The organism is Nocardia mexicana NBRC 108244, assembly GCF_001613165.1.
GTDB lineage: Bacteria > Actinomycetota > Actinomycetes > Mycobacteriales > Mycobacteriaceae > Nocardia > Nocardia mexicana.
The window spans coordinates 40,964-65,802 of record NZ_BDBV01000047.1; the positions used below are offsets into that span (position 1 = coordinate 40,964).

The window sequence follows — 24,839 nt, forward strand, 5'->3', positions numbered from 1 at the left end:
AGGAGGAGTTCCATGGCCCTTAGACCGTGCGCAGCGGGACACTGCCACAACGTAGATTTGGAGCTTGCGGATGCTTGCAAGGCGGCAGGGTGGCCCGTCGGGTTCCCCGTGCCGACGAATGACGGCAGCGGGCTCTGCCAGTGCCCATGTTCTTGCCTGGCGTTCGGGACGCTGGTGCAGGAGGGTGGCGGATCGTTCAAGGCCATCGAGACCTACGAGGTCGGCGACGAGGTGATGGCCGCGGGGAAGTCGCTCGACTTCAAGTCGCAGCGAGTGGTTTTCAGCGCCGGCAGCACGGGGGCCTCGCGGGAGAAGAACGCCGTCGTGGTGGTGTACGGGGATACCGCGATCGTGACCACCGGGGACCATCTGTTCCTGATGCATCCCGACCGCACCCTGAAGCGTGCCGACCGGTTGACCACGAGCGACAGCCTGGTGGCGGCGACCGGGGAAGGCGTGGCGATCAAGGGAGTTCACGTCGGGGACTACCTGTCCGGATTCCATCACGTCGCCGCGACGTCGCGCGAGGAACCGGACGAGAATCTGGACGGTCACCTGCTCAATACCAACGGTGTCGTGAGTGCCGACTACAACGTGCAGATCAGGGCCCGGTCGGGAGACACCGTCGCCTTCGACGCGGCCGCGAACACCGCACTGCCGATCGTGGGTTCGCCGGAATACGTTGCGGCCAACGGTGAAGCCGCGCTGCGGGCCCCGGCGCTGGAGGCCGAATTCGCCGGGAACGTCAACTTCACCATGCAACCGTTCGACGCACCGTTCGATCCGGCGGTGGTGCCCGCCGCGCCGGGCACGTTCATTCCCGCCGAGGCCACCAGGGTCACCGTCCCCCCGGTCGCGTGCAGCTTCCTGCCACCCGACTTCGCCGAGGCCAAGAAGGCATCGCCGAAGCGGGCGTTCAACGATCCGTTCTCACGGGAGGCCACCGAGCAGCTGCTGGTGTTCCACAAGGCGTTCTACGGGGATATCAACTACACCATCGACTGGGCCAGCGACGAGGTGAACGCGTTCGCGTGGGTCGAGAACGGTGTCCGGCGTGTGGATCTCAAGGGCGGCCTGATCCGCGACAACGATCTGGACGTCGAGGGCATCGCGGTCGTGATCGCCCACGAGATCGCCCACCACCACGGTGGCCCGCCGGTAGGCGGGAGCGGTCTGTCCTGCGAGGGACAGGCGGATTACCGGGGCGTGCGCGACGTCATGCGCAAGGTGTGGTTCGGGCAGGCCTACGGATCCACCACCGATGCCGGGATCGCGCAGATGGCGGCATTCTTCGGCGTCCCCGACAGCCCCACCGCACCCGGCGGCAGCGCGGGCTGCGCGCACCCGGCGGGCGCATGCCGCGTCGCGACGTACCACGCCGCGGTCACCCTGTCCGGCAAACCGAGCTGCAGCGGCTGATCGCCGAAAGTCCAACGCATAGAAAGGAATTCGGATCGATGGTGGAAACCGCCGCGCAGCAGTCGGCACCGACCCTGGACGACGTCGTCGCGCAGCTCGGGCTGCCCGCGGATGTCGTCACCGGCCCGGTGCTCGAAAAGATCGCCGCAGATCCACTGTTTCTGCACCATCTGCAGCTGTGCAAGAACGATCCGGTAATGCTGGGTCTGCTCCTGCGGGAGGTCCCGCAGGAGCAGGCGGCTCCGGTCAGCGAGGTCAAGGGAACCGAGCTGATCGCCCGTGCCGGTCTCGCATTGGCCCGGTGGACCGCGTCGGGGTTTCAGAAGGTCGACCGGGACACCTACGAACGGCGGCTCGACGCGTGCCGCGCCTGTGAGCATCTGTCGGTTCCGAGCGCCAGCAAACTCTACGGACTCGTCGGTACGCCGAAACGCGCGGAGCCGTCGGTGTGTGGATTGTGCGGGTGCGATGTCGAACGAAAGGCATGGATGGTGACCGAGCACTGCCCCGACAACCGGTGGGAGCGGCAGGAATGACCGAGAAGATCGTCGAACCGGTACGGATCACCGACAACGGGGTCCGCAGCTTCATCCCCCCGACCTTCTGTTTCGAGCTCAGAGATCTGGGCGACACGCTGGTCGAGACGGTATCGCGGGTAATACACGGCGAGCGTAGGGATTTCGATGTCGTAGCCGACCTCCGGCTCCGGCATATGGCGGCCCTCGGCCGCATCACCGACTACGACGCGGGCCCCCAGGCCCGGGTCCCCGGAAAGCAATTCACGATCGATCAGGTGATCCACGTTCCGGAGTGAAGGACCCGATATCCGATGGCTCTGCGAGACTGTTCGCCCGTCATCTGCCCATCGGAGCACTGCCCGGGTGGGCGGCCGATGTTTGAAGGTTCAGCGTTTCCTTCCTGCTGATATCGCCGAAAAGTGCCAACCGATCGTTCAACGATACGGTTGATGTCATGAATGCGGCCGGTGAGAGTTCGACGATCGAACTCGGTATGGACGAGCTGCGCGAGGTTGCGGGGTACGCCGTGGCCTGTGCGGAGCCCGCGCTGGCGATCTTCGAGCGCGAACGACCGGATGACCGGCGGCCGCGCGCCGCGATCGAGGCCGCGCGGGAGTTCGCGGAGGGCGCCAGGCGGTCCAAGGCGATTCGGGACGGTGCGTGGGCGGCGCAGCGGGCGTATGGGGAGGCGCGCGAGGCGGGACAGGTCGCGGCGAGTGAGGCGGCGCGGGCGGCCGTCGCCGCGTGCGGTGCGGCGTACCTCCACCCCCTGGCCAAGGCGACCCAGGTCCTGCACATTGTCGGCGCGGCCGCACACGCGGCACGCGCATTCGAACTCGATGCGGGTGACGATCACGGCGTCGGTGCCGAATACCTCGAGAAGGCAACAGGTTTGGCCAATCCCACGGTTGTCGGCGTCTTGATGCGTTACCCCCGGGCCCTGGGTGGTGGCCGCCGCGTCGGCGAGCTGGTGCGAGAGCTGGATTCGGCCTTGCGACGGCTCGGCTAGCGCTCGGCGGCTATGGATTCCGGCCACAGGCGTGCCGGAATGAGGGGCCTGACCTCACTCCGAAATCAACTGTGCCGCACCGGTGCCGGTGAGTTGTTCCCGTGTGACGTCGCGTCCGGTGATCAGCATCAGCAAGGCGGTGGCCGATCCCTCGACGATCGGTCCGTTTCCGGCGCTCCACGTGCCGTCGGTCGCCTGGAGTCGATAGCCGCCGAACTTCTTGCGGGCGTGGAACGGGAAGTCCTTGTCCCAGACCCGATTCAGGGACAGGGTTGCGGTGTCGACCGGCATCTGTCGCGGGATGCGGAGGGGGACCGCGATGTCCTGGCCGTGCACCAGCAGATCCATCAGCCGGTCGACCGGGGTCGTGCCGACCGGTGTGATGCGCGCGCCGACGCTGTCGTGCAATTCGGCGAGCAGCTGCGGCGTCGACCGGCCGTCGGCGTGGCGAATGGCGGTGTCGCGCACCAGGCGATCGAAGTTACCGCGGGCGCGAATCAGGTTGATCAGGATCGATCCGATCTTCGGCTCGGCCGACAGCACGAGATGCGCGACGACATCGCGGACCCGCCAGCCATCGCACAGCGAGGGGTGGTCCCAGCCGGTCTCGGGCAGGGGCCGCAGCAGTTCGACCAGGCTCGCGCGCTCGGCGGCGACGGCCTCCCAGATCTGATCCTCGGTCATCGACGTGGCCATCCGTGTAGCTCCTTCTCCCGATGGGTGTTCGAGCACGGTACGAATTCCAGTCAGGTGGAGATTCCAGCATTGGTGACAGAGGTCACATATCTCTGCCCGTCGGCCCTGGCCGCATGCGCCCACGAATTTCCGGTTGCTGCCGCATGTGTCCCGATCACCGGGAGGCGCGGCTGCGGGGCGCGGAATCACCGGTCACGCCCCCGCCGAGCCGATACAGTGCGTCCATGTCCACCGGGATAGACCAGGTTGCAGGGAGTGTCGGCGCCGCGGCGCGAATCAACACCGTCGACGCGGTGCTGCGTCGCAGCGCCGCACGGTCACCGCGACGGATCGCGCTGCGGTTCACCGATCGCGAGTGGACCTATCGCGAACTCGACGACGCGGTCGGGCGGGCGGCGGGATACCTGCTGGGACTGGGGCTTTCGCCCGGCGACAGGGTGGCCTCCTTCGGCAGGAACTCCGATGCGTTCGCGATCGGATTCCTCGCCTGCGCCCGCGCGGGCCTGGTCCACGTGCCGATCAACTACGCCCTGACCGGGGACGAGCTGGCGTACCTGCTGACGCAGTCGGGCAGCCGGGCGGTGCTGGTCGATCCGGCGCTGACTCCGGCGCTGGCGAAGGTCCTCGACGCGGTACCGGCCGAGCATGTCGTCGCCCTGCGCGACGAGCCCGGGTGCCTGATCGAACACGGCCGGTCCGGGCCCACGCCGGACCTGCCCGCGGTGGTCACCGACACCGATCTCGTACAGCTGCTGTATACGTCCGGGACGACGTCGAAACCCAAGGGCGCCATGATGACTCACCGGGCGCTGCTGCACGAGTACCTGTCCTGCCTCGCCGCGCTCGACTACACCGATGCCGACGATCCGCTGATCTGCATGCCGCTGTACCACTCGGCCGGGATGCACTGCTTCCTGCTGCCGTACCTGCAGATCGGCGCGACGATCCGGCTGCTGGAGGTCCCCGATATCCCGGAGGTGCTGCGGTGCATCGAATCCGAACGCATCGGGTCGCTGTTCCTCGCGCCGACGGTGTGGGTGCCGCTGTCGAATCATCCCGACCTCGAGTCCCGAGATCTGTCGTCGCTGCGCAAGGCGCAATACGGGGCCTCCATCATGCCGGTCACCGTGCTGCGGCGGCTGCGGTCACGATTTCCCCGGCTCGGCTTCTACAACCTGTTCGGGCAGTCCGAAATCGGCCCGCTGGCAACGGTTCTGCGGCCCGAGGAACACGAGGGGCGGGAGTCGTCGTGCGGCCGGCCGGTGCTGCATGTCGAGGCGAGGGTGATCGACGCCGACGGCAACGATGTCGACCCGGGCGTCCCCGGCGAGGTCGTCTATCGCTCACCGCAGCTGTGCCTCGGCTACTGGGACAACGACGCCGCGACGGCGGAAGCCTTCCGGGACGGGTGGTTCCACTCCGGTGACCTCGTCACCCGGGACGCCGACGGCTATCTGACCGTCGTGGACCGGATCAAGGACGTGATCAACACCGGCGGAATTCTCGTCGCCTCCCGCGAGGTCGAAGACGCCGTCTACACCCATCCGGCGGTCGCGGAGGTCGCGGTGATCGGCGTGCCCGACGACCGCTGGATCGAGGCGATCACCGCCGTCGTGGTGGTGAAGGACGGCGTGGCCGCGCCCGCCGCGGAGGAGCTGATCGACCACGTCAAGGCGCATCTCGCGCCGTTCAAGGTGCCCAAGGCGGTCCGGTTCGTCGACGAGCTGCCACGCAACCAGAGCGGGAAGTTGCTCAAACGCGAACTCCGGAGCTGATCAAGCCTTTCCGGGGTTCCTGAGCCACCGCAGCGTGGCGGGCCACAGCACCGTGGCGACGGCGGGGATCAGCGCAATCAACGCGGCCCACGCGAACGTCCCGTGCACCTCCCGCACCCACGGTGGGTCGACCTCGACCCACCATCCGCTGGGCACCACACCACCTTTCGGCGTGGAGATCAGCATCACGGTCACCAGGACGGACCACCCCACCGAGCCCAGCCCCGCCAGCGTGAGCATCGAGGCGCCACCGCGCCCCTGCCGCAGTCGGCGTGCGTACCAGAGGGTTCCGGCCGCCACCGCGGCCGTGAGCCCGGCGGCTACGAGAGCGACCGCGCGTTCGTCGGCCGGGAGGGGCACGAATCCGCTTCTGTAGGTGTGCTTTCGGGCGGTGGCCCCGATCAGCGCGGTGGTCACCGCCAGCACCGCCGCGCACGCCGCCAGGGCAGTCAGCGCGGTGCCCGCCACGTCGGCGGTGCTCGGGCGTCGGTTCACAGGGGTTGCGGCAGTGCGGATTCGGTGGGTCGTCGCGGGCGAGCAGGCCGCCACCACCGCGGCCACGAGGAACAGGGCCGTGAGCGCCAGCAGCGCCGCTCGTACCTCCGGGTATCCCGTCGGGCCGGACGCGCGTTGGTAGGTGATGGCGTCGCAACCCCGGCAGGTGGTCTCGTACATGAGTGGATACAACCCCCACTGCAGCAGCGACACGGCCGTCAACAGCGGCAACACGGTCATGCCGAGTGCGACGAGCCCCGGTCCCCGGGTGCGGTGGACCCACCACGCCGCCGCCCCGAGCAGTGCGGTGAACACCACCAGCGCCGCCAGCGAGTTCACCGTCCACGGCAGGAGCAGCTCGGCACCGGCGCGGTACCTGTCGCCGGGAAAGGCGACCGCGGTCCCGCCGACCCACACGCCGACGAGCGCCGCGAGATCGAGCAACAGCGTCAGCCCGGCGCAAGCGGTCGCCACGAGCAGCACCTGTCCCGGCATCGCACGACGCCAACCGATCATTGCCATCCCCCGTTTCCTCCGGCCCGCCATCGAGTCCTTCGAGAATCGCGGTCGCGGCCGTTGGGAACAAGAGTAGTAACACTCGGCTCGAGTACGGACCGGCTGCCGTGAACCCTTCTCGGCGATCACCGTGGGCCCCTGGTCGTGAGGTATGCGTAATATGTCGCCTGCCCGCAGGGAAGACCGGTGGAAATCCGGCGCTGTCCCGCAACTGTGAGGCTCGTGCGCGAGCCGGAGCCAGATACCTGCGGGTGAGGTACTGGAACGGTCATGATCACGTGGAAATGGTCGATGCGCCGAGGGAGCCGCCCGGGCGGCTCGTTTGTGCACGTCTTTCCTCGCGTGGGGTGCCGGACGCGATGGGAGTCGGACGTGCAGTCTGGAGTAGGTCGGCGCGGTTTTCTGCTGGGCGGATTAGCGGCCGCGGGAGCGCTGGCCGCGGGCTGCGGCAGGTCGGCCGGGGACGTCGAGACGTTCACCGCCGCGTTCCAGGGTTCCGGCGCCGGTGAGGGGATCGACCCCGGCGTGAACACGCTGTTCGTCGACGAGGCGCGGATGAAGGCGGTCTACGACGGACTGTTCGAGATCGACGGGGCCATGCGGCCGATCCCGCGGCTCGCCGTCTCGGGTGAGCCGAACGCCGACGGCACGCGGTGGCGGATCGCGCTGCGCGACGCGCGCTGGCACGACGGCAAGAAGTTCACCGCCCAGGACGTGCTGTACACGGTGTCGCGGGTGCTCGGCCCGCCGCAGCGGCGCCCGTTCATCGCCGCCTCCACGCTCGATCGGGTGGATCTGTCGCAGTGCCGTGCCGTGGGCGATATGACGGTGGAGATCGCGCTGCGCACACCGGATTTCGAGTTTCCCCTGGCGCTGTCGGCCTATGGGACGAAGATCGTCCAGGACGGCGCCGCGGACTTCTCGCGGCCGGTGGGCACCGGCCCGTTCGTCTTCGAATCGTTCGAGGCCGGACGGCAATTCGGCGCCACGGCCAACGAGAACTACTGGGACGGCGCACCGGGGGTCCGGCGGCTGCGGATCGTCAGCGCCGAATCCGATGCGCGGCTGGCGGCGGTGCAGAGCGGCCAGATCGACTACGCGGACAATCTCACGCCGTCGGCGGCCCGGACACTGCAGAACCGGCAGGGTATTTCGCTGGAGGCCACGCCGAACAGCGGCATCTACTTCTTCGCCATGAAGACTGATCGGCCGCCGTTCGACAATCCGGACGTGCGGCGCGCGGTGATGCGGATGGTCGATCGTGCCGAACTGGTCAAGGTGGCGCTGGAGGGGCAGGGCGACGTCGCCAACGACGTGTTCGGCAAGGGCTACCAGTATTACGCCGAGCTGCCGCAGCACGACTACAACCCCGACGAGGTGGGGCGGCTGCTGCGCAAGGCGGGCGTCCGTGATCTGTCGTTCGATCTGTTCACGGCCCCGGTCGCCTACGGATTCGTCGAAGCGGCAAGACTTTTCGCCGATCAGGCGGCGCGCTGCGGGGTGCGGGTGAATGTCGTCCTCGGGTCCAAGGACAGCTATTACACCGATGCGCTGAACACCGGTCATCTCACGATGGGGCAGTCCGGCCCGCTGTCGATTCCCAACCACTTCGCCTCACGCCTGCTGACCGGATCTCCGCAGAACCGGACGAAGTGGTCCGATGCCGAGTTCGACGCGCTGTACGCCCGGGCCCAGGCGACGCCGACCGAGGAGGGGCGCGCGGCGATCTATCGCACGATGCACGAAATACTGTACGACCGAGGAGGATTCGTGTTCTTCGGCATCACGAACTGGAACAGCGCCGCGCGGGAGAGTTTCCGGAATACACCGGCGGCCGTACCCAATTCGCACGATTGGGCACGCTTCGACAAGGTGGCGGCGCGATGACCGGGGCGGTGCTGGACGCGGCGCGTGCCCGCTACTGGATCGACCGCTGGGACCGCCAGCAGGAGTACTACATGCCCGACCGCGAGCAGCGGTTCGAGGTGATCGGCGACGTTCTGGACGAACTGCTGGAGCGGCGCGATCCGTTGATCGTCGACCTCGGCGTCGGGCCCGGAACGCTGTCCGAGCGGCTGCTGCAACGGTTTCCCGGCGCGACCGTCGTCGGCGTGGACGCCGATCCGCTCCTGCTGGGCCTGGCCGATCTCGCGCTGGCGTCACCACGTTTTCGCACGGTGTACGCCGATCTGCGCGCCGAGGGCTGGCTCGGCGCGCTCGGGCTGGACCGTGCGCCGGACGCCTTCGTGAGCACGACGGCGCTGCATTGGATGAACCGGATACCGTTGCGCGAGTTGATCGGAACGTGTGCCGACGCGCTGGCGCCGGGCGGACTGTTCGTCGACGGCGACCACCTCTACGAGGGTCCGGCCGGGCCCCGGCTCGACGCCCTGGGGAGGGCCATGACGGCTCGCCGCGCGCTGCGGCGGGGCACCTCCGAGATGGAGGATTGGGCGGCGTGGTGGGAGGCGGTGGAGCAGGCTCCCGAACTCGCCGATCTGGTCCGGTTGCGCGACGGCGGATTCGAGCACAAGGTTCACGACCGGCCGACCGCGCACGACTATGTCGATTTCGCGCGGGCGGCCGGGTTCGCCGAGGCGGGAATCGTATGGCAGTACGGCGACGACCGTGTCGTGGTCGGGATCCGGTAGCAGGTTCGTGGTCGCGCCGTCGGCACCGTTCGCCCGATTCCTGCTGCGCCGCATCGGAATCGGGGCCGGGCAGCTGCTGATCCTGCTCGTGCTGGTATTCGTGCTGTCGCTGCTGCTGCCCGGCGACGCCGCCGATGTGCAGAACAACGATATCCTCGGCGCGGACCAGCGAGCGGCGGCCCGCCGGCTGCTGGGGCTCGATGTCGCACCGGCGCAACGGTTTCTGGAATGGCTCGGCCGCGCGGTGACGGGCGATTTCGGGGTGTCCTACGCCAGCGGGGAGAGCGTCGGCGGCCTGATCGTGCAGCCGTTTCTCGTGACCGGTCTGATGGCCGTGCTCGTGCTGGTCGTGCTGCTGCCGACCGCGACGGCCGCGGGTTTCGCGGCGGGGCTGCGGCCGGGGTCGGTGCGGGACCGCGTAATCACCTCGGCCAGTATCGGATTCGACTCGGTGCCGGACTTCGTGCTCGCCGTGCTGCTGGTGACCTACGTGGCCATCGAACTCGACCTGGTGCCCGCGACATTCCTCGGCACCGACCCGGACACGATCCTCGCCCGGCCCGAATACTTGATCCTGCCGCTGATCGTGATGGTTGCCCGTGTGGTGGCCCCGCTGGTACGCCTGGTGCGGGCCGGGGTGGTCGATGTGATGGCGCAGCCCTATATCGCGCAGGCCCAGCGGCTCGGCGTCGGGCGGCGATCGCTGCTGCTGCGGCACGTCGCCCCCAATGCGCTCGGCCCCGCGCTGCAGGAACTCGGGCGGACCGGGGACGGGCTGTTGTCGGGGGTGCTGATCGTGGAGGCCGTATTCGTCATGCCGGGGATCGCGTCGGAGCTGATCGGCGCCATCGGGAATCGCGACGATCCGGTGATCCTCGCGATCGTCTCGATCACGGGGGTGCTGGCGATCGTGATCAATCTGGTGATCGACGTCGTGGGGCAGCGGCTGGTGCCGCGGTCCGCCGAGGGGGCGCGGGGATGAGCGCGCGTCGATGGATGTGCCTGGCGCTCGTGGCCATGCCGCTGGTGTTCGCTCTGGTCGGGCCGCTGCTCGCCCGGTCGGCGCCCGAGGGTAGGCAGGTGCCGTTCGGGCCGTCGCAGTGGTCGCCGTTCGGCACCGACCGGCTCGGGCGGGACGTGCTCGCCGCCGCGCTGACCGGCGGGCGCACATTCCTCGTCGTCGCCGCGCTGACGGTGCTCGGCGCCTATGCCGTGGGATTCCTGATCGGCGTGGCGGCCGCCGCGGCGCCGCGGGTGTGGCTCGACGAACTGCTGATGCGGCCGATGGATGTGCTGCTGTGCCTGCCGTCGCTGCTGATCATCATGGTGGCCGCGCTGCGCACCCGCGGATCGGCCGTGGCGATCGCGTGCGCGATCGGCATCGCGCTGGTCGCGCCGATCGCCCGGTTCGTCCGCATGGCGTCGCGCGGTGTCGTGCACGGCCCGGTCATGGACGCGCTGCGGATGCAGGGCGAGGGCAGGGCCTACCGGTACGGCAATTACGCTGCGCGCCAGATGATCCGGCCGATCGCCGCCGATGTCGGGGTGCGGTTCACCGCGGCCGTCTACTTCCTCGCCTCTGCCAACTTCCTCGGCCTCGGGTTCGACACCACCTCGACGGACTGGGCGGTGTCCGTGGCCGCCAACAAGGATGCGCTCACCATCGCCCCGTGGTCGGTGGCGTTGCCTGCCGGGCTGATCGTGCTGCTCGTCGTCGGAATCAATCTGCTGTGCGACGATCTGCTGTCCGATCCGCACACCGTCGCCGCCCGCGCCGCCGTCTCCGGGGGTCGTCGTGAGTGAGGGTGCGGCGCCGGTGGTTTCGGTTCGCGGCCTGAGTGTTCGCGCGGGCGCGGCCGTGCTTGTCGAGGATGTCGATTTCGATGTTCACGCGGGACGGATACTGACGTTGTTCGGGCCCTCCGGGGCGGGGAAGACGACCATCGCGTCGGCGCTCGCCGCGGTGGACCGGCCGGGAATCACGGTCACCGGCGAAATCCGCCGCGGCAGTGGGGAAGACGGCATCCGGATCGGCTACCTGCCGCAGAACGCCGCCGCGACACTGAATCCGGCGCGCCGGATCGGTGCCGCGCTCGGCGAACTGGCGGACCTGCACCACCGCCGGAACGGCCGACGGCGGGACGCGCGCGGGCACCGTCTCGCTCATGTCGCGCAGTCACTTTCGGCTGCGGCCTTCGACGTCGACGCGCTCGACCGCGTACTGCGCAAGTTCCCGCACGAATTCTCCGGTGGCGAACGCGCCCGCCTCGCCCTGGCCCAGGTCCTCTCCCGCGACCCCGACGTCCTGGTCGTGGACGAGCCCACCGTGGGCCTCGACTCTCTGGCCCGCGCCGAACTCCTGGACAGCCTGACCGGACTGCGCCGCGCGGGCACGGCGGTCGTCCTCGTCACCCACGACGAACACGCCGTCCACCAACTCAGCGACCACACCCTCTACGTCCACGCGGGCCGCCTGGTGGATGACCGTGCCCACCTGCAATCCGACGATGACGAACGACCGCACATCACCGACGGGCCGACGCGTACCTTCCCGCAGCTGAGCCGAGACGGTGTGCTGCGGGCCGACAAACTTACGCAACAGCCGAACGATGGCCCCCTGGTGCAGTCGAGTGCTTCGCGGATCAGCGGGGAACCGGTTCTGGGCGAGGTCCCTTCGACGCATGCAGGGGAGGGGGAGCCTGCGCTTCGGTTGTCGGATGTGGCTGTGACGCTGGGGGGTTCGCCTGTTCTGCGGGAGATCGACCTCGAGGTTCGGGATGGGGAGTTGCTCGGGGTCAGTGGGGTGTCGGGGGCTGGGAAGTCGACTATTGCGCGGTGTATTGCGGGGCTGGTTGCGCCGGGGAATGGTGAGGTGGTGGTGGACGGGGTGCGGATACCGTTGTTGCGTAAGCGATCTCGGGCTCAGATCGCCGCGGTGCAGTATGTGTGGCAGGAGTCGGCCGCCTCGTTCGATTCGGCGCGCACGGTGGTGGATCAGGTCGCGGCGACCGGGGTCCGGCTGCGTGGGCTCGATCGGGCGTCCGCGCGCGCCGCCGCTCTCCAATTGCTCGACGAGCTGGGAATCGGTGCCGACCAAGCGATTCGGTATCCACCCGGGCTGTCGGGCGGGCAACTGCAGCGGGCCGCACTCGCTCGCGCGCTGCTGGCGCGTCCCCGGGTACTGGTGTGCGACGAGATCACCACCGCCCTGGACCGCCCACTGGCGCAGCGGATCCTGGACCACGTCGACCACTACCGGCGCAGCACGGGCGCCGCGGTGCTGTCCATCAGCCACGACCTGCGCGGCCAGCTCGACCGCGCCGACCGCCTCGCGATCGTCGACCGCGGCCGGATAGCCGAAATCGGTACGCCGAAAGACCTTCTCGCCCACCCGGAAACAGCAATCCTCCGCCGATTGCTCGAGGCCGAACAACTTCCTCCGGCCCGACCGCGGGAGGTGGACGGCTCGGCGAGCGTGGTGGCAGATCGACGCGCTGACGCCGCCGTCTTACTGGATCGCCGAGAGTGAGGCGTGCTGAGGCGAACGACCAAGTCGCCCTCATCTTCACGACTTATGAAGCTAAAGCTTGTTAATTTCCGGAATAATGCCTGTTGATGGTCCAGGGTATTAAGTGTTAGCTTCCATATATGGATGATGACTGCTGGGCGACCGCGCAGGAACTGCGGTGGGGCGTGTCCCGCCTGGCGCAGCGCCTTCGCGCGCAGCAACCGGGGCGCGAGGACGCCCTCACGCGGCTGGCCGCCTCGATCCTGGCGAACCTGCGTCACGACGGGCCGCTGACGCTGACGGCGCTGGCCACCATCGAGGGCCTGCAGCCGCAGTCGCTGACCCGGACCGTGAACGTCCTGGAGGCGGACGGATATCTCACCCGGTCCCCGGACGAGGCGGATCGCAGGCAGCAGGTCATCGCGATCACCGCCGAGGGGCGGCAGGCCCTGGACGATCACATTCGCGACGGAAACGCTTGGCTCGCAGGCGCACTCGAACGGGAACTCACCCCGGCCGAGCGGGCGTTGCTGCGGGTGGCCGCCGATCTGATGCGGCAGCTGGCGGAGGCGCCGGGCACCATGTCCGGGCCCGCGCGGGCGGGCGCGGCGGCACCGCTGTGACCCGCGCGGCCACCGGCAGCCGCGGCCATATCGGTCTGATTCTGACCTTGGCCGCCCTGACGGGCGTCGCGCCCATGGCGACCGATATGTACGTTCCCGGCCTGCCCGAACTGACCAGATCACTGCACGCGTCACCGACGGCCGTACAGCTGTCGATGACGGGATTCCTGGTCGGCGTGGTAGCCGGGCAGCTGGTGCTCGGCCCGATCAGCGATGCGGTCGGACGCAGGCGCGTCCTGCTCGCCGGTGCCGCGGCGTTCGCGATCTGTTCGGCCGCTTGCGCATCGGCTCCGACCGCCGAGCTGCTCAACGCCGCGCGCGTGGGCCAGGGCATCGCCGGTGCGGCCGGACTCGTCGTGTCCCGGGCCGTGATCACGGATCTGTTCGGCGCCGTGGCCGCCGCGCGGAAATTCTCGGCCCTGGCCGCAATCACCTCGGCCGCACCGATTCTGGCGCCGATGATCGGCGGGGCGGTACTGAGCGTCGCCTCGTGGCGCATGGTCTTCGCCGTGCTGACCGTCCTCGGCCTGGCGCAGGTGGCGGCCGTCGCGGTGTGGGTGCCCGAATCGCTGGCTCCGTCGCAGCGCGCGGCGAGCCGGCCGCTGGCGATCCTGCGCTCGATGCGGCAGTTGCTGCGCCGCAGGGCGCTGGTCTGCTACGCGATCAGCCTGTGCTTCGGGGGCGCGGCCGTCTACGTCTACGTGGCCGGTTCCAGCTTCGTTTTCGAAGGGGCATACGGGTTTTCGTCCTCGTCGACCAGCATCGTGTACGGCGTGAACGCGCTCGGCACCATGGCGGGCAGCGCCCTGGCCGGATGGCTGGTCACTCGCATCGGCACCGCCCGGTTGCTCGTGACCGGGATCGGAGCCAGCCTGGCCGCGGCGTGCTCGCTGGTGGTCCTCACCGTCGCCACCGGTGGATCGTCGGTCGTCACATGGGCCTGCCTGTTCGCCATGATCACGGCGTTCGGGCTGTACTTTCCGGCCGTCACCGCCGCCGCACAGGAACTCGGTCGTGACGCGCCCGGTGCGACCTCGGCGCTCCTGGGCGGCGGACAGTTCCTGCTGGGCGGCGCGGCGGCTCCGCTCGTCGGCCTCTTCGGCACCGGCGGCGTGCTGCCGATGGCGGTGCTGACCGCGCTGTGCCTCACCGCCGCAACGCTTTCCGCCCTCGCCGGGCGGCGGAGTGGCCCGGTGACGTGAGACGGCGGGTCAGGGCTTACGGCCGACCGCGCCGTAGGCGTCGAGCGGATCGGTGGGGCCGATGCGGCGCGCGACCGGGCGCCAGTCGGTGATCGGGACCATCCCCGGCGGCACCAGCTCCAGTCCCTCGAAACAGGTGCTCAACTGATCGGGGCTGCGCAGGACGTACGGCACGCCGCCGGACTGGACCAGCTTCTCGCTGCCCGCGACCACCTCGTCGCCGGTATCGGTGCCGTCCCACAGCACGAGATAGCTTCCCGCACACAGCGGTTCCAGCATGCGCGCGGTGATGTCGCGCAGCACGGCGAGGTCCGGTTCGTAGCCGAGGACACCCATGAACAACACCGCCGTGGGCCGCGTGAAGTCGATGACCTCGGCGGCCTCGGCCAGGATGAGATCGGGGTCGTGATAGTCGGCGTGCACGTAGGTGGTCACGCCCTCGGGGCTGGTGTTGGTCAGCAGGGCGCGCGCGTGCGCGAGCACCAGCGGATCGTTGTCCACGTAGACGATCCGGGACTCGGGCGCGATCTGCTGCGCGACCTCGTGGGTGTTCTGCATCGTCGGCAATCCGGTGCCCACATCGATGAACTGCCGGATCCCGGCCTCGCCGGCCAGATGGCTCACCACCTGCACCAGGAACTCCCGCGACAGCTTGGCCATCCGCACGATATCCGGATACACCTCGGCCACCGCATCACCGGCGGCGCGGTCGGACGGATAATTGTCCTCGCCGCCCATCCAGTAGTTCCAGATCCGGGCCGCGTGGGGGGTATCGATATCGATGCCCGCGATCGCCCGACTGTCCTCGGTCATAGGCTCAAACCTCTGTCTCGCAGTCGTTTCCGGGCTCGATGCCGGACGCCGCTCGGCTCGGAACGCGCCTATGCTACCTGCGGAGCATCCTTACCGCGCAACACTTTCCGACTGCCGGGGGTGGCCGGATGACGGCAGGCGCCGATGGCGGACAACTCCTGCTCGATCGCCCGCGCCGCGTAGTGCTGGCCCGATGTGTGCAGGTGCGCGATCCGCCCCCGGACGGCCTCAATGCCGAATTCCCTGGTGACGTCCGTTATTCCGATGCGGGACGTGGTCGCGGGCTCGAGCGCCTCGGTCACGGCATCCCCCTGCTCGATAGTGGCGCCGATGGTTCTAGATCGAGTGTACCGTGCCGCTGCACGTGCAGCAGCACGTGCGACCGCCGACCGGTGGGGTGGAAATCGTTGTGGCACACTCGATGACGCGACACCGCAGCCCGACAGGAGAAAAACCGTGGTCGAAGGCAATGCCGTGGCGGCTCGCGCCGTGGGTAACGACGGAGCGGGCGAGGATCCGGCGGTGCTGCGCCTGGTACTGGGCGCGCGATTACGCAGGCTGCGGGAGGCCGCGGGGATCAGCGGCCAGACCGCCGGCCGCGCGATCCGGGCCTCCCACTCGAAGATCAGCCGCCTCGAGGCCGGGCGGGTCGGATTCCGCGCGATGGACATCGACGATCTGCTGACGCTGTACGGGGTCGAGGATCCGGATACCCGCGCCGACTACCTGCGCCTGGCGCAGCGGGCCAACGGCACCGGGCGCTGGCAGGTCGACGACGATGCCGGGCAGCGGCTGGACACCTTCCTCGCCCTCGAGGACGCCGCCGCCATGGTGCGTTCCTACGCCCCGGGCGTGATCCCGGACCTACTGCAGACCGCCGCGTACGCCCATGCGGTGTCCGCGGTCTCGCGGCCGGGGCCGACCGCCGACGTGCAGCGGCGCGTCGAACTGCTGATGCGGCGGCAGCGCCTGATCCATCGCCGGGTCCCGCCGAAACTGTGGCTGCTGATCGAGGAGGCCGTGCTGCGCCGCCCCTTCGGCGGTGTCGAGGTCTGGCGCGACCAACTCGACCACCTGGCGAGCGCCGCCGCGCGCCCTGAAATCACCGTGCAGATCCTGCCCGACCACATCGGCGGGCCCGCCATCAGCGCGGTCCCGTTCACCCTGCTCCGCTTCGCCGAACCCGATCTCGGCGATATCGTGCACCTCAACCACGCCACCGGCGCGCAGTTCCTGGACCGGCGTGGCGATCTGGATGCGTACCATGCGATCTGGGACCGGCTGTGCGTGCACGCCGCCCCGCCCGCGCACACCGGCGACGCGATCGCCGCGCTCCTCGCAGACCGGACCGACTTGTGGACACGCTGACATGAACGAGAACCAGGCCGCCGAGCCGGTCGAGATCGACACCACCGTCGCGCACGAGGCGCGCGTCTACGACTACTGGCTCGGCGGCAAGGACAACTATCCCGCCGATCGCGCGCTGGGTGATGTCATCGCCGGGCATATCCCGACGATCAAGACCATGGCCCGCGCCAACCGCGCCTTCCTCGCCCGCTCGGTCCGCTACCTGGTCGCCGACGCCGGGATCACGCAGTTTCTCGATATCGGCACCGGCATCCCCGCCGCGGGCAACACCCACGAGGTCGCCCAGCGCCTCGATCCCGGCGCGCGCATCGTGTACGTGGACAAGGATCCGATCGTGCTCGCGCACGCCCGCGCGCTCATGTCGGGCACGCCCGTCGGCCGCACCCGTTTCATCCACGCCGATCTGGAGGATCCGCGCGGCATCCTCGACAATCCGGCGCTCGCCGAGACCCTGGACCTGGGCGAACCGGTCGCGATCATGCTCGTCGCGATCATGATGTACTTCCGCGACGCCGACCGGCCCTGTGACATCGTCGCCACGCTGCTGGACGCGGTGCCGCCCGGCAGCCACCTCGTGATCACCCACCCCACCGCCGATTTCGCCCCCGAGGCCATGGCGGCCGTCGCCGCCTCCGCGGAGGCCTCCGGCATCGCGTTCCAGCCGCGCAGCCACGACGACACGCTCGCGCTGTTCGCCGGTACCGAACTCGTCGCGCCCGGGCTGGTGCCCGTAGCCGCCTGGCGGCCCGATCTGACCGACGGGCCCACGGCGGTCGGCGATCCGCACAGTGCCTGGTACTGGTCCGGTATCGGCCGCAAGCCCTGACGCCGCGGGTCCGAAACGCTGCGATCGCGCTGGCAGTAGCGTCACGTTGCCCAGTGTTAGCCTGGTGGGGCTTGTGAACGACCTGTCCCGGTACGACTCACGATGCAAAAGGGGTCGAAGATGCTGCTGCGCCGCCTCGCCCGACCGTTGCTCGCGTCCACGTTCGTGGTGCAGGGGGTGGACACGCTGCTGCATCCCGACCGGCAGGTGCAGTCCGCCACCGAGTTGATATCGCGCGGCGCGTCGGACTCGTCGAATGCGGCAGTGGATCCGGCCACCCTGGTGCGGATCACCGCGGCGGCCCAGGTGGCGGCCGGTGGGCTGCTGGCGCTGGGGAAGATGCCGCGAATCGCCGCGACGGTGCTGGCGGCGACGGTGGTCCCGGCGACGGTCACCCAGCAGGACTTCTGGGCGGAACAGGACCCTGAGCGCCGGGCGAGCAAACGCACCGCATTCCTCAAGGACCTCGGCCTGCTCGGCGGTCTGCTGATCGCGGGCGCGGATACCGAGGGCAAGCCGTCGCTGGGGTGGCGCGGCCGGCGCGCGGCCCGCCGCTCCACCGAGGCGGTCCGGGCCGCGCTCCCGATCGGCGCCGTCGGCGGGGCCGAGGCGGGCGGGGCGCTGCGAGAACACGCGCACGACACCGCGATTCGCACTCGGCTGCTCGCCGACGCCGCGGCGGCCAAGGGGACCGAACTGGCCGGTGCCGCGCAGACCCAGGGCTCGCGGTGGGCCGACTATCTCAAGACGCACGGGCCCGAGTGGGCCGAGTACGTGAAGACGCACGGACCGGAGTGGGCCGAGTACGTCAAGACACACGGACCCGAATGGGCCGGGGCCGCACGGGAACAGGGTGCGGAGGTGGCGGCGGTCGCGCGGGAACACGGAGCGGAATGGGCCGATCTGGCGCGCGAGCACGGCGCGGAGTGGGCCGAGCGCGCGAAGGACCGCGGACCCGATCTCGCCGCTACCGCCAAGGAGCGCGGGAGTGGGTTGATCGGCACCGTGCGCGATCGTGCAAAGGACGCGCGCCGGGGTTAGCACAGAGCCCGGGAACATCTATGTGGAGCGGCTCCGAGTCATTCTCGGGAGCCCTAGTCATTCCCGGCGTGCTTTGGCCGGGACTTTGCAGGGCGCAGCGTGCAGCAACACCTACGGCGGTGACGCCGATGCTGGATGCGCTTGCCGGAAGGTTCCGAGATGGTAAAACCCGGTTTGACACGCTGCGCCCGAGCAGGCATGGACTTGTTCGGCTCATGCACGACGAACGCTACCGGCTTCCCATCGGTGGTTAGGAACGTCGGCGGCGGGGCAAACGGTTACCGATCAGCAACGGTCGGCCGCGCCTCGCCGACACTCCCGTATCGGCTCGGCACGATGTCCGCGAACGACATTCGATGCTCGGGAAGGGGAGCGCTTGGCGACGATCGACACCCCGGTGGCGCAGGTGTGGCCCGACCGGGTGGCGCAGCGGGGGGACCGGCGGCGATTGGCGCTGTGCGCGGTCGCCCTGCTGTCCTGTCTGCCGGGTGTCGATGCGGCCGTGCACGCCGTGGCGCTGGCGCAGGTCGAGCAGGAATTCGAGATGAGTTCGGCGGCAGCGGGTTTCGCGGCGGGGGTCGCCGGACTGCTGACTGCCGCGTGCCTGCTGGCGGCGGGGGTGCTCGGTGATCGCACGGGGCGGCGCCGGGTGCTGCTCGGGGGTGGCGGCGGGCTCGTAATCGGCTGTCTGATTACGGCTTTCGCTCTCGACCCGGTGATGTTCATCGTCGGACGCGCCGTCACCGGCACGGCCACCGCCGCGCTCGTCGTGACGGCCCTGGCCGTGCTGCCCGGGCTGTTCTTTCCGGAGGAATTACCCGCGGTGGTCGGCATGTGGCTGGCCGTGCAGGCGGCGGCCGTCCTGGTCTGCGGTGTCTCCGGGGGTTTCCTGGTCACCGGACCGGGTTGGCGCACAGGGTATTTGCTGACCGCGGTCGTCGCGGTGGTGCTGGTCGCCGCGGGGTGGGTGGTGGTTCCCGTCGCCGGACCCGGGCCCGGGCGGCGCCGCGACGTGGTCGGTGTGCTGCTGGCCGCGGCGGTGCCGGTCGCGTTGTTCGGTGGGATGTACCGGGTGTCCGAAACCGGTTGGCGCAGTTCGCCGGTGCTCGGTGCGCTGGTGCTCGCGGCGGCGCTGGCGGCGGCGTTCGCGTGGTGGGAATACCGCTGCCCGGAACCTGCGCTGCCGGTGCGGTTGTTCCGGGCGTCGCCGTTCACCGCCGCCTGCCTCGCGGGATTCGCGTGCGACGTGGCCGCGGTGGCGTACACGTTGCCGATCGCGACGCTGCTGGCGGGCCGTCCGGAGGGGTCGGCGACCACGGCGCTGATCCTCGCGGTCCCGATGTATCTGGGCATGGTCATCGGCGCGGTGCTGGCCGGGTCGGCACAGGATCGCGGTGTGCCGCTGCGGGAGATGCTGATATTCGGCCTGCTGTGCTGCGCGTTCGGGGTGTTCCTCGGCGGGTGCGTGGACGTGCGGGCGGAATCCTGGCTGTACGCGACCGTCGGAACCGTCGTGGGTTTCGGGGCGATGTGGACACAGGGCGCTCAGGCCGCGGTGACGATATCGGCCGTGGCGCCCGATCGGGCCGGTTCGGCCGCGGCCGTGCAGGCGGCGGTGAGCAGGCTGGGCCTGGTCCTCGGCCCCCTGGCGCTGGCGCCGATCATCACGGTGTTCTCCGGGGTCGGCTCGGGTGAGGACGCCTTCTTCCGCGGATTCTCCGTCGGCCTGTGGACCATCGCCGTCCTGCTCTGCGCCACGGCCCTGGCCTCCGGCGCCGCCATCCACAGCCACCGAGCCCGCACCACCACCGAATCCGCCACCTACTGCCGCTACCGAGCCGGCCACTCCCCGGCCGGTGCTCGCTGATCCCGTCGTCGCGGCCCCAGGGGGCCGCGACGACGGGAAATAAAAAGGGCCCCAGACCCGGGACCGAACTCGTCCTGGGTCCGCCGACTTGTCGCTCCCGACTTCGGGTGGTTGTCCCTGTCGTTCTCGGCTTCGGGTGGTTGTCCCTGTCGTTCCCGGCTTCGGGCGGTCGACCCTATCGTTTCTGTCCTCGGGCGGTTGTCCCGTTTATTCCCGTCGATGGCCGGTTCCTTCATTTCCCGTCGTCGCGGCCCCCTAGGGCCGCGACGACGGGATCAGGGGGCGGATGGCTCAGTGGGTGGTTCCTATGGTTCTCGTCGTGGTGGGTGGTTCCTGTCGTTCCCGTCCTTGGCCGGTAGTCCCCTTGTTCCCGCCGTCGGTCAGTTCTTTGCATTTCCGTCGTCGGCGGGTTCTTTGCATTTCCGTTGGCCGGTTCCTTTACCCCGAGGCCGGTCGGTTCCTTGCATATTCCCGTCGTCTATCCCGAGGCCGGTCGGTTCCTTGCATATTCCCGTCGTCTATCCCGACGCCGGTCGGTTCCTTGCATTCCCGTCGTCGCGGCCCCTGGGGCCGCGACGACGGGATCAGGTGGGCGGGACGGATTACTGGGTGGTGGGTGGGTCGAGGGCCTCGACTTCCAGGCGTTCGGCGTACTGCTCGTTGAGGTCGGGCCAGCCGTAGTTCAGGGCGTCGGCGCCGACGATCGGGCCGACGGGGGTGCCGGCGAGCAGGAGGGCGGCGACGTCCAGGCATATGTGCCAGCCCGCCGCTATCTGCGCCGCGACGGTGCGCTCGGGGAGTCGGTGGGTGAGCCGCAGTACGGTCCCGGAGCCGTGTTCGGTCAGCTCCCAGCGCACCACGTCGTCGCCCCAGGTGAATTCGAGCAGGGCCGGTCGCTCGGCGGTGCGGACCTCGCCGTGCAACTCCTGCTGTTCGTCGCCGTCGATCATGAGCAGGGTGACGGGTCCGGGCGCGGCGAGGGACCGGGTCGCGGTGTAGGGCGCCCATTCGCGCAACTCGTCGGGCTCGGTGAGCGCGGACCACACCGCCTCCCGGCCCTGCGGGAATTCGCGGGTGAAGACGAGCGCCCAGTGCCCGTCGTCCTGGACGAGGTCCACCTGTTGCAGCGGGCCGGGATGGTACTGGCGGGTGGTCATGGCGTGCGGTCCTTTCGGTCGAGGTGGCGGCCCAGGGCGTCGAGGTGGCGTGGCCACAGCCGCAGGTACGGCGTGAGCCAGCTGTCCAGCTCCTCGAAGGGGCCGGGGGAGAGGCGGTAGATCCGTTTCTGCGCCGCGACCTCGCAGGTGACGAAGCCGGAGTCGCGCAGCACCCGCAGATGCTTCGACACCGTCGGTTGCGGCAGTTCCAGGTGGGTGGCGAGCTCGCCCACGGTGGCGTCACCGGCGCGCAGCCGATCGAGGATCCGCCTGCGTTGCGGTTCGGCCACCACGGAGAAGAGGTCGTTCGCCACGCTCCTAACATACTCCTACACGTATATACGCTACAAGGCATATAACCTGATCAATCGGATTCCCGCCTGTTCTCCGGCGGTGAATTAGAACGCGTTATAGATTGAGTGGGTCATGTCGCCCGCATCGAAGCGCGAAGGATTGCCGATGTCTGCCACCGCACCCGAACTGCTGGCCACCGTCGAGCGGTCGCCGCAGGCCGTCGCCGTCCACGACCGGGCCGCGTGGGTGGGGTTGTTCGCGGCCGACGCCCGGGTGGAGGACCCGGTCGGCTCGCGGGCGCACGTGGGGACGGCGGCGGTCGAGCGGTTCTACGACACCTTCATCGCGCCCAACGGCATCGCCTTCGACATCGAACACGACGTGGTCTGCGGCATGACCGTGTATCGCGACCTGGCGATCGAGACGACCATGTCGACCGGCGTCACGCTGCGGGTCCCGATGCACCTGCGCTACGACGTCGTCCGCACCGGCGGTGACCTGAAGATCCGGCAGCTGCACGCCCATTGGGAGCTGCCGGTGATGATCGGGCAGCTGCTGGGCGCCGGAGTCCCCGGTCTGGGCGCCGCGGTGAAGCTGGCGCCGCAGCTGCTGGGCAATCAGGGTGTCGGCGGCGCACTGGGTTTCGCGCGGGGCTTCGTCCGCGTCGGCGCGGCGGGCAGGCGCGCCGCGATCGGGCTGCTGGAGGCCGCCGGTCGTGGCGACGGCGCGGCGGTGCGGGCTGCCCTGGCGGCGGACGCGGGTGTGTACTGGGCGGGAACTCCGATCGGTATCGAGGGATTCGTCGCCCGCACGGGTGGGCTGGAGGTCGGCAAGACCATCGCCGCCGGGCGATTCGTCACCGCCACGGTGGACACACCCACGGGCCGTGGCATCGCCGAGGCCGAGGTGGCGCGCGGCGGGAAGATCACGGCCCTGCAGGTTTACATCGCCGAGTAGCACCGGTCGTGTCGCGATGGATGCGGCTCGATGAGGTTGCGGATCGCGGGCATACCGGCGCATTGCGCGCGGAGCGGGGTGGGGGCGGGCAGAATGCCCGATATGGATGGCTGGGGTGGGCAGGCATCGACGGACCGGCGGGCGGGTGCGGGGCTCGGCGGGGCGGGCGCGCGCAAGCGGCACGGGCGGCATTACACGCCGGAGCGGCTGGCGCGATTTCTGGCCGAGCGGTTGGTCGAGCATGTGGTTCCACAGGGGGAGCTGCGGGTGCTGGATCCCGCCTGCGGCGACGGGGAACTGTTGCTGGCCGTGAATCAGGCGGCGGCGCAGCGATTTCCGGGGCTACGGGTGCGTCTGGTGGGTTTCGATCTGCACGCGGATGCGATCCAGGTGGCGCGAGAGCGCGCAGGAGGGCTCGGCATCGACTGGCATACGGGGGACTTTCTGTGCGCCGCAGAAGATTTGGCGAACGAAAGCTTCGACGTCGTCATCACCAACCCGCCGTACGTGCGGACCCAGCAGCTGGGTGGTGCGACCGCGCGGCTGCTCAGCCAGCGGTACGGCCTGCGCGGCCGCATCGATCTGACCCACCCGTTCGTCGCGACGGTGCCCCGGCTGCTGCGCCCCGGCGGGGTACTCGGCCTGTTGTGCGCCAACCGTTTTCTCACCACAAAGGCGGGGGCGAACCTGCGCGCGCTGCTGCGAGCCGAGATGTCGCCGGTCGAACTCTACGACCTCGGCGACACCAAGCTGTTCGAGGCCGCCGTACTGCCCGCGATCACGGTCGCGGTGCGGACCCGCCCGGTCGAGACCTGTCGTTATGTCTCGGCGTACGAGCTGGATACCGCCGAAAAGGCCGACGGCTCGGACCTTTTCGCCGCCCTGAGCGGCCCCACCGATTCGCTGGTGACACATTGCGGCCGCGCGATCGCCGTTGAGGTAGGCACGCTCGCCCCGACCGCAACTGCTCGGGGGACGGCGGCATGGCTCACGGAACCGCCGTTGTCCCGCGAGTGGCCTCTCGGGAACGGGTCCGAATCTGCCACCTCCGCAGAGGAACTGCCGGGGAGACGAGGTGTCGAGGCAACGATGGAACGCCGTGACTCGGTGAGAGCGGACGGTGCGGCATTGGAGGATCCGGGCGCAGGGTACGCGGGAGATCTGGTCGGCAGTAACGCGATGCCCGCGGACCCCGGGCGCGTCGTCTCGGTCGACGGCGATGAACGAACTTGTGCGGCACCGAAATACGAGAGCTTGCCGGTCGACGCGTCGGTGCCGTGGCGGATGTCTCGTCCGGGCCGGGACGCGTGGTTGCGACGGGTGGGGGAGCGGACGTGGCGGACATTCGGGGAGGTGGCGCGAATCCGGGTGGGTATCAAGACGACCGCGGATCGCGTGTTCATCTCGGATTGCTGGGAGGAGCGGGATCCGCGGCCGGAATCGGAGCTGCTGTTCGATCTGCTGACCCACCACGACCTGGCGCCGTGGCGGATCACGCGGACGAGCCCGCGGCGGGTGCTGTATCCCTACGATGTGACCAGGTCCCGGCGGACGCCGATCGACCTGGGCGAATTTCCCGCGGCCGCAGCGTATCTGGCCGAACACAAGGACACGCTGGCCGCGCGGGACTACGTCACGGCGGGTGGGCGGGAATGGTTCGAGATCTGGGTGCCGCAGCGCCCGCACCTGTGGTCGCGGCCGAAACTGGTGTTCCCGGACATCAGTGTGCGGCCCCGGTTCGCGCTCGACCGCAGCGGAGCGATCGTCAACGGCGACTGCTATTGGATCTCGCTGCCCGACATCGGCGACGATCTCCTCGCGTATCTGCTGATGGGCGTGGCGAATTCGACGCTGGGACTGCGCTTCTACGATGCGGTGTGCGGTAACCGCCTGTACGCCGGGCGGCGGCGCTGGATCACGCAGTACGTCGGCCGCCTGCCGCTGCCGGATCCGGCCACCCCCGCCGCGGTAGCGCTGGGCGTTCTGGTCGGCGAATGTATCGACAGCGCATCGAATCTCGACCAGGATGCGCTCGACGAGCTGGTCTCGGCGGCATTCGCGCTCGATCCGGGGGTCGACGCGCTCGCGTTCGGCCCCGGGTAGC

General features: G+C 69.4%; 24 protein-coding genes and 1 riboswitch. Of the genes, 18 read left to right on the forward strand and 6 right to left on the reverse strand.

Features of this window, described 5'->3' with window-relative positions:
* The first annotated feature begins 108 nt into the window (after positions 1 to 108).
* The 4 genes from NM1_RS19550 (at position 109) to NM1_RS19565 (ending at position 2,946) form a co-directional block, all read left to right on the forward strand.
* A complete protein-coding gene (locus NM1_RS19550) occupies positions 109 to 1,419 on the forward strand; it encodes a hypothetical protein (RefSeq protein WP_147289007.1) in 1,311 nt (436 codons plus the stop codon).
* A gap of 38 nt (positions 1,420 to 1,457) precedes the next feature.
* On the forward strand, positions 1,458 to 1,955 hold the full coding sequence (locus NM1_RS19555; protein ID WP_068021581.1) for a hypothetical protein: 498 nt from the start codon (positions 1,458 to 1,460) through the stop codon (positions 1,953 to 1,955).
* Positions 1,952 to 2,233 carry a hypothetical protein gene (locus NM1_RS19560; RefSeq protein ID WP_068021583.1) on the forward strand — a complete coding sequence of 94 codons (282 nt, stop codon included), beginning with the start codon at positions 1,952 to 1,954 and terminating at the stop codon, positions 2,231 to 2,233. Before NM1_RS19555 ends, NM1_RS19560 begins: the two co-directional genes overlap by 4 nt.
* A 158-nt stretch (positions 2,234 to 2,391) precedes the next feature.
* Positions 2,392 to 2,946 (forward strand): putative immunity protein, encoded by a 555-nt coding sequence (locus NM1_RS19565; RefSeq protein WP_068021585.1) that lies wholly within the window; start codon positions 2,392 to 2,394, stop codon positions 2,944 to 2,946.
* A gap of 54 nt (positions 2,947 to 3,000) precedes the next feature.
* Here the strand turns inward: NM1_RS19565 and NM1_RS19570 are convergent, their stop codons facing one another.
* Entirely contained in the window at positions 3,001 to 3,642 is a 642-nt protein-coding gene (locus tag NM1_RS19570) for a maleylpyruvate isomerase family mycothiol-dependent enzyme (RefSeq protein WP_084519795.1), read from the reverse strand.
* Positions 3,643 to 3,866: 224 nt separating this feature from the next.
* Here NM1_RS19570 and NM1_RS19575 point away from each other — a divergent pair, with 224 nt between their 5' ends.
* Positions 3,867 to 5,417, forward strand: a complete 1,551-nt coding sequence (locus tag NM1_RS19575) for a fatty acyl-CoA synthetase (RefSeq protein WP_068021586.1) — start codon at positions 3,867 to 3,869, stop codon at positions 5,415 to 5,417.
* On the opposite strand, the gene NM1_RS19580 is transcribed toward NM1_RS19575, so the two are convergent.
* On the reverse strand, positions 5,418 to 6,434 hold the full coding sequence (locus NM1_RS19580; RefSeq protein WP_147289006.1) for a hypothetical protein: 1,017 nt from the start codon (positions 6,432 to 6,434) through the stop codon (positions 5,418 to 5,420).
* A 144-nt stretch (positions 6,435 to 6,578) separates the two neighbouring features.
* Positions 6,579 to 6,695: riboswitch (cobalamin riboswitch) on the forward strand.
* A 105-nt stretch (positions 6,696 to 6,800) separates the two neighbouring features.
* Between NM1_RS19580 and NM1_RS19585 the strand changes: the two genes are divergently transcribed.
* From NM1_RS19585 to NM1_RS19615, 7 genes are all read left to right on the forward strand, one after another.
* Positions 6,801 to 8,315, forward strand: a complete 1,515-nt coding sequence (locus NM1_RS19585) for an ABC transporter substrate-binding protein (RefSeq protein ID WP_068021590.1) — start codon at positions 6,801 to 6,803, stop codon at positions 8,313 to 8,315.
* Positions 8,312 to 9,079, forward strand: coding sequence for a class I SAM-dependent methyltransferase (locus tag NM1_RS19590; RefSeq protein ID WP_068021591.1), 768 nt, complete (start codon positions 8,312 to 8,314; stop codon positions 9,077 to 9,079). Before NM1_RS19585 ends, NM1_RS19590 begins: the two co-directional genes overlap by 4 nt.
* A complete protein-coding gene (locus NM1_RS19595) occupies positions 9,057 to 10,061 on the forward strand; it encodes an ABC transporter permease (RefSeq protein WP_246011387.1) in 1,005 nt (334 codons plus the stop codon). The genes NM1_RS19590 and NM1_RS19595 overlap by 23 nt, the downstream gene beginning before the upstream one ends.
* A complete protein-coding gene (locus tag NM1_RS19600) occupies positions 10,058 to 10,882 on the forward strand; it encodes an ABC transporter permease (RefSeq protein WP_068021593.1) in 825 nt (274 codons plus the stop codon). The genes NM1_RS19595 and NM1_RS19600 overlap by 4 nt, the downstream gene beginning before the upstream one ends.
* Positions 10,875 to 12,608: an ABC transporter ATP-binding protein gene (locus tag NM1_RS19605; RefSeq protein WP_084519797.1), complete on the forward strand. Its 1,734-nt coding sequence runs from the start codon at positions 10,875 to 10,877 to the stop codon at positions 12,606 to 12,608. The genes NM1_RS19600 and NM1_RS19605 overlap by 8 nt, the downstream gene beginning before the upstream one ends.
* A gap of 119 nt (positions 12,609 to 12,727) precedes the next feature.
* Positions 12,728 to 13,210, forward strand: a complete 483-nt coding sequence (locus tag NM1_RS19610) for a MarR family winged helix-turn-helix transcriptional regulator (RefSeq protein WP_068021597.1) — start codon at positions 12,728 to 12,730, stop codon at positions 13,208 to 13,210.
* Positions 13,207 to 14,412, forward strand: coding sequence for a multidrug effflux MFS transporter (locus tag NM1_RS19615; RefSeq protein ID WP_068021598.1), 1,206 nt, complete (start codon positions 13,207 to 13,209; stop codon positions 14,410 to 14,412). Before NM1_RS19610 ends, NM1_RS19615 begins: the two co-directional genes overlap by 4 nt.
* A 9-nt stretch (positions 14,413 to 14,421) precedes the next feature.
* Here NM1_RS19615 and NM1_RS19620 read toward each other — a convergent pair whose 3' ends face one another.
* Together NM1_RS19620 and NM1_RS19625 are read right to left on the reverse strand one after the other, a co-directional pair.
* Positions 14,422 to 15,225 carry an SAM-dependent methyltransferase gene (locus tag NM1_RS19620; RefSeq protein ID WP_068021600.1) on the reverse strand — a complete coding sequence of 268 codons (804 nt, stop codon included), beginning with the start codon at positions 15,223 to 15,225 and terminating at the stop codon, positions 14,422 to 14,424.
* Positions 15,226 to 15,293: 68 nt separating this feature from the next.
* Positions 15,294 to 15,527 carry a hypothetical protein gene (locus NM1_RS19625; protein ID WP_068021602.1) on the reverse strand — a complete coding sequence of 78 codons (234 nt, stop codon included), beginning with the start codon at positions 15,525 to 15,527 and terminating at the stop codon, positions 15,294 to 15,296.
* Between the two features lie 154 nt (positions 15,528 to 15,681).
* Here NM1_RS19625 and NM1_RS19630 point away from each other — a divergent pair, with 154 nt between their 5' ends.
* From NM1_RS19630 to NM1_RS19645, 4 genes are all read left to right on the forward strand, one after another.
* Complete coding sequence (locus NM1_RS19630; RefSeq protein WP_084519798.1) at positions 15,682 to 16,593, forward strand: helix-turn-helix domain-containing protein; 912 nt, start codon at positions 15,682 to 15,684, stop codon at positions 16,591 to 16,593.
* Position 16,594: 1 nt separating this feature from the next.
* The gene (locus NM1_RS19635; protein ID WP_068021604.1) at positions 16,595 to 17,419 is read left to right on the forward strand and encodes an SAM-dependent methyltransferase; all 825 of its coding nucleotides are present in this window, start codon (positions 16,595 to 16,597) and stop codon (positions 17,417 to 17,419) included.
* A gap of 120 nt (positions 17,420 to 17,539) precedes the next feature.
* Positions 17,540 to 18,460, forward strand: coding sequence for a DoxX family protein (locus NM1_RS19640; RefSeq protein WP_068021606.1), 921 nt, complete (start codon positions 17,540 to 17,542; stop codon positions 18,458 to 18,460).
* 376 nt (positions 18,461 to 18,836) lie between these two features.
* A complete protein-coding gene (locus tag NM1_RS19645; RefSeq protein ID WP_068021608.1) occupies positions 18,837 to 20,327 on the forward strand; it encodes an MFS transporter in 1,491 nt (496 codons plus the stop codon).
* 602 nt (positions 20,328 to 20,929) lie between these two features.
* Here the strand turns inward: NM1_RS19645 and NM1_RS19650 are convergent.
* Both NM1_RS19650 and NM1_RS19655 read right to left on the reverse strand, forming a co-directional pair.
* Positions 20,930 to 21,484, reverse strand: a complete 555-nt coding sequence (locus tag NM1_RS19650; protein WP_068021610.1) for an SRPBCC family protein — start codon at positions 21,482 to 21,484, stop codon at positions 20,930 to 20,932.
* Positions 21,481 to 21,798 carry an ArsR/SmtB family transcription factor gene (locus NM1_RS19655; protein WP_068021612.1) on the reverse strand — a complete coding sequence of 106 codons (318 nt, stop codon included), beginning with the start codon at positions 21,796 to 21,798 and terminating at the stop codon, positions 21,481 to 21,483. The genes NM1_RS19650 and NM1_RS19655 overlap by 4 nt, the downstream gene beginning before the upstream one ends.
* Before the next feature lie 139 nt (positions 21,799 to 21,937).
* Between NM1_RS19655 and NM1_RS19660 the strand changes: the two genes are divergently transcribed.
* Positions 21,938 to 22,735 (forward strand): nuclear transport factor 2 family protein, encoded by a 798-nt coding sequence (locus NM1_RS19660; RefSeq protein ID WP_068021613.1) that lies wholly within the window; start codon positions 21,938 to 21,940, stop codon positions 22,733 to 22,735.
* Positions 22,736 to 22,837: 102 nt separating this feature from the next.
* Complete coding sequence (locus NM1_RS41310) at positions 22,838 to 24,838, forward strand: Eco57I restriction-modification methylase domain-containing protein (protein ID WP_373864056.1); 2,001 nt, start codon at positions 22,838 to 22,840, stop codon at positions 24,836 to 24,838.
* The last annotated feature ends 1 nt before the right edge of the window (position 24,839 follow it).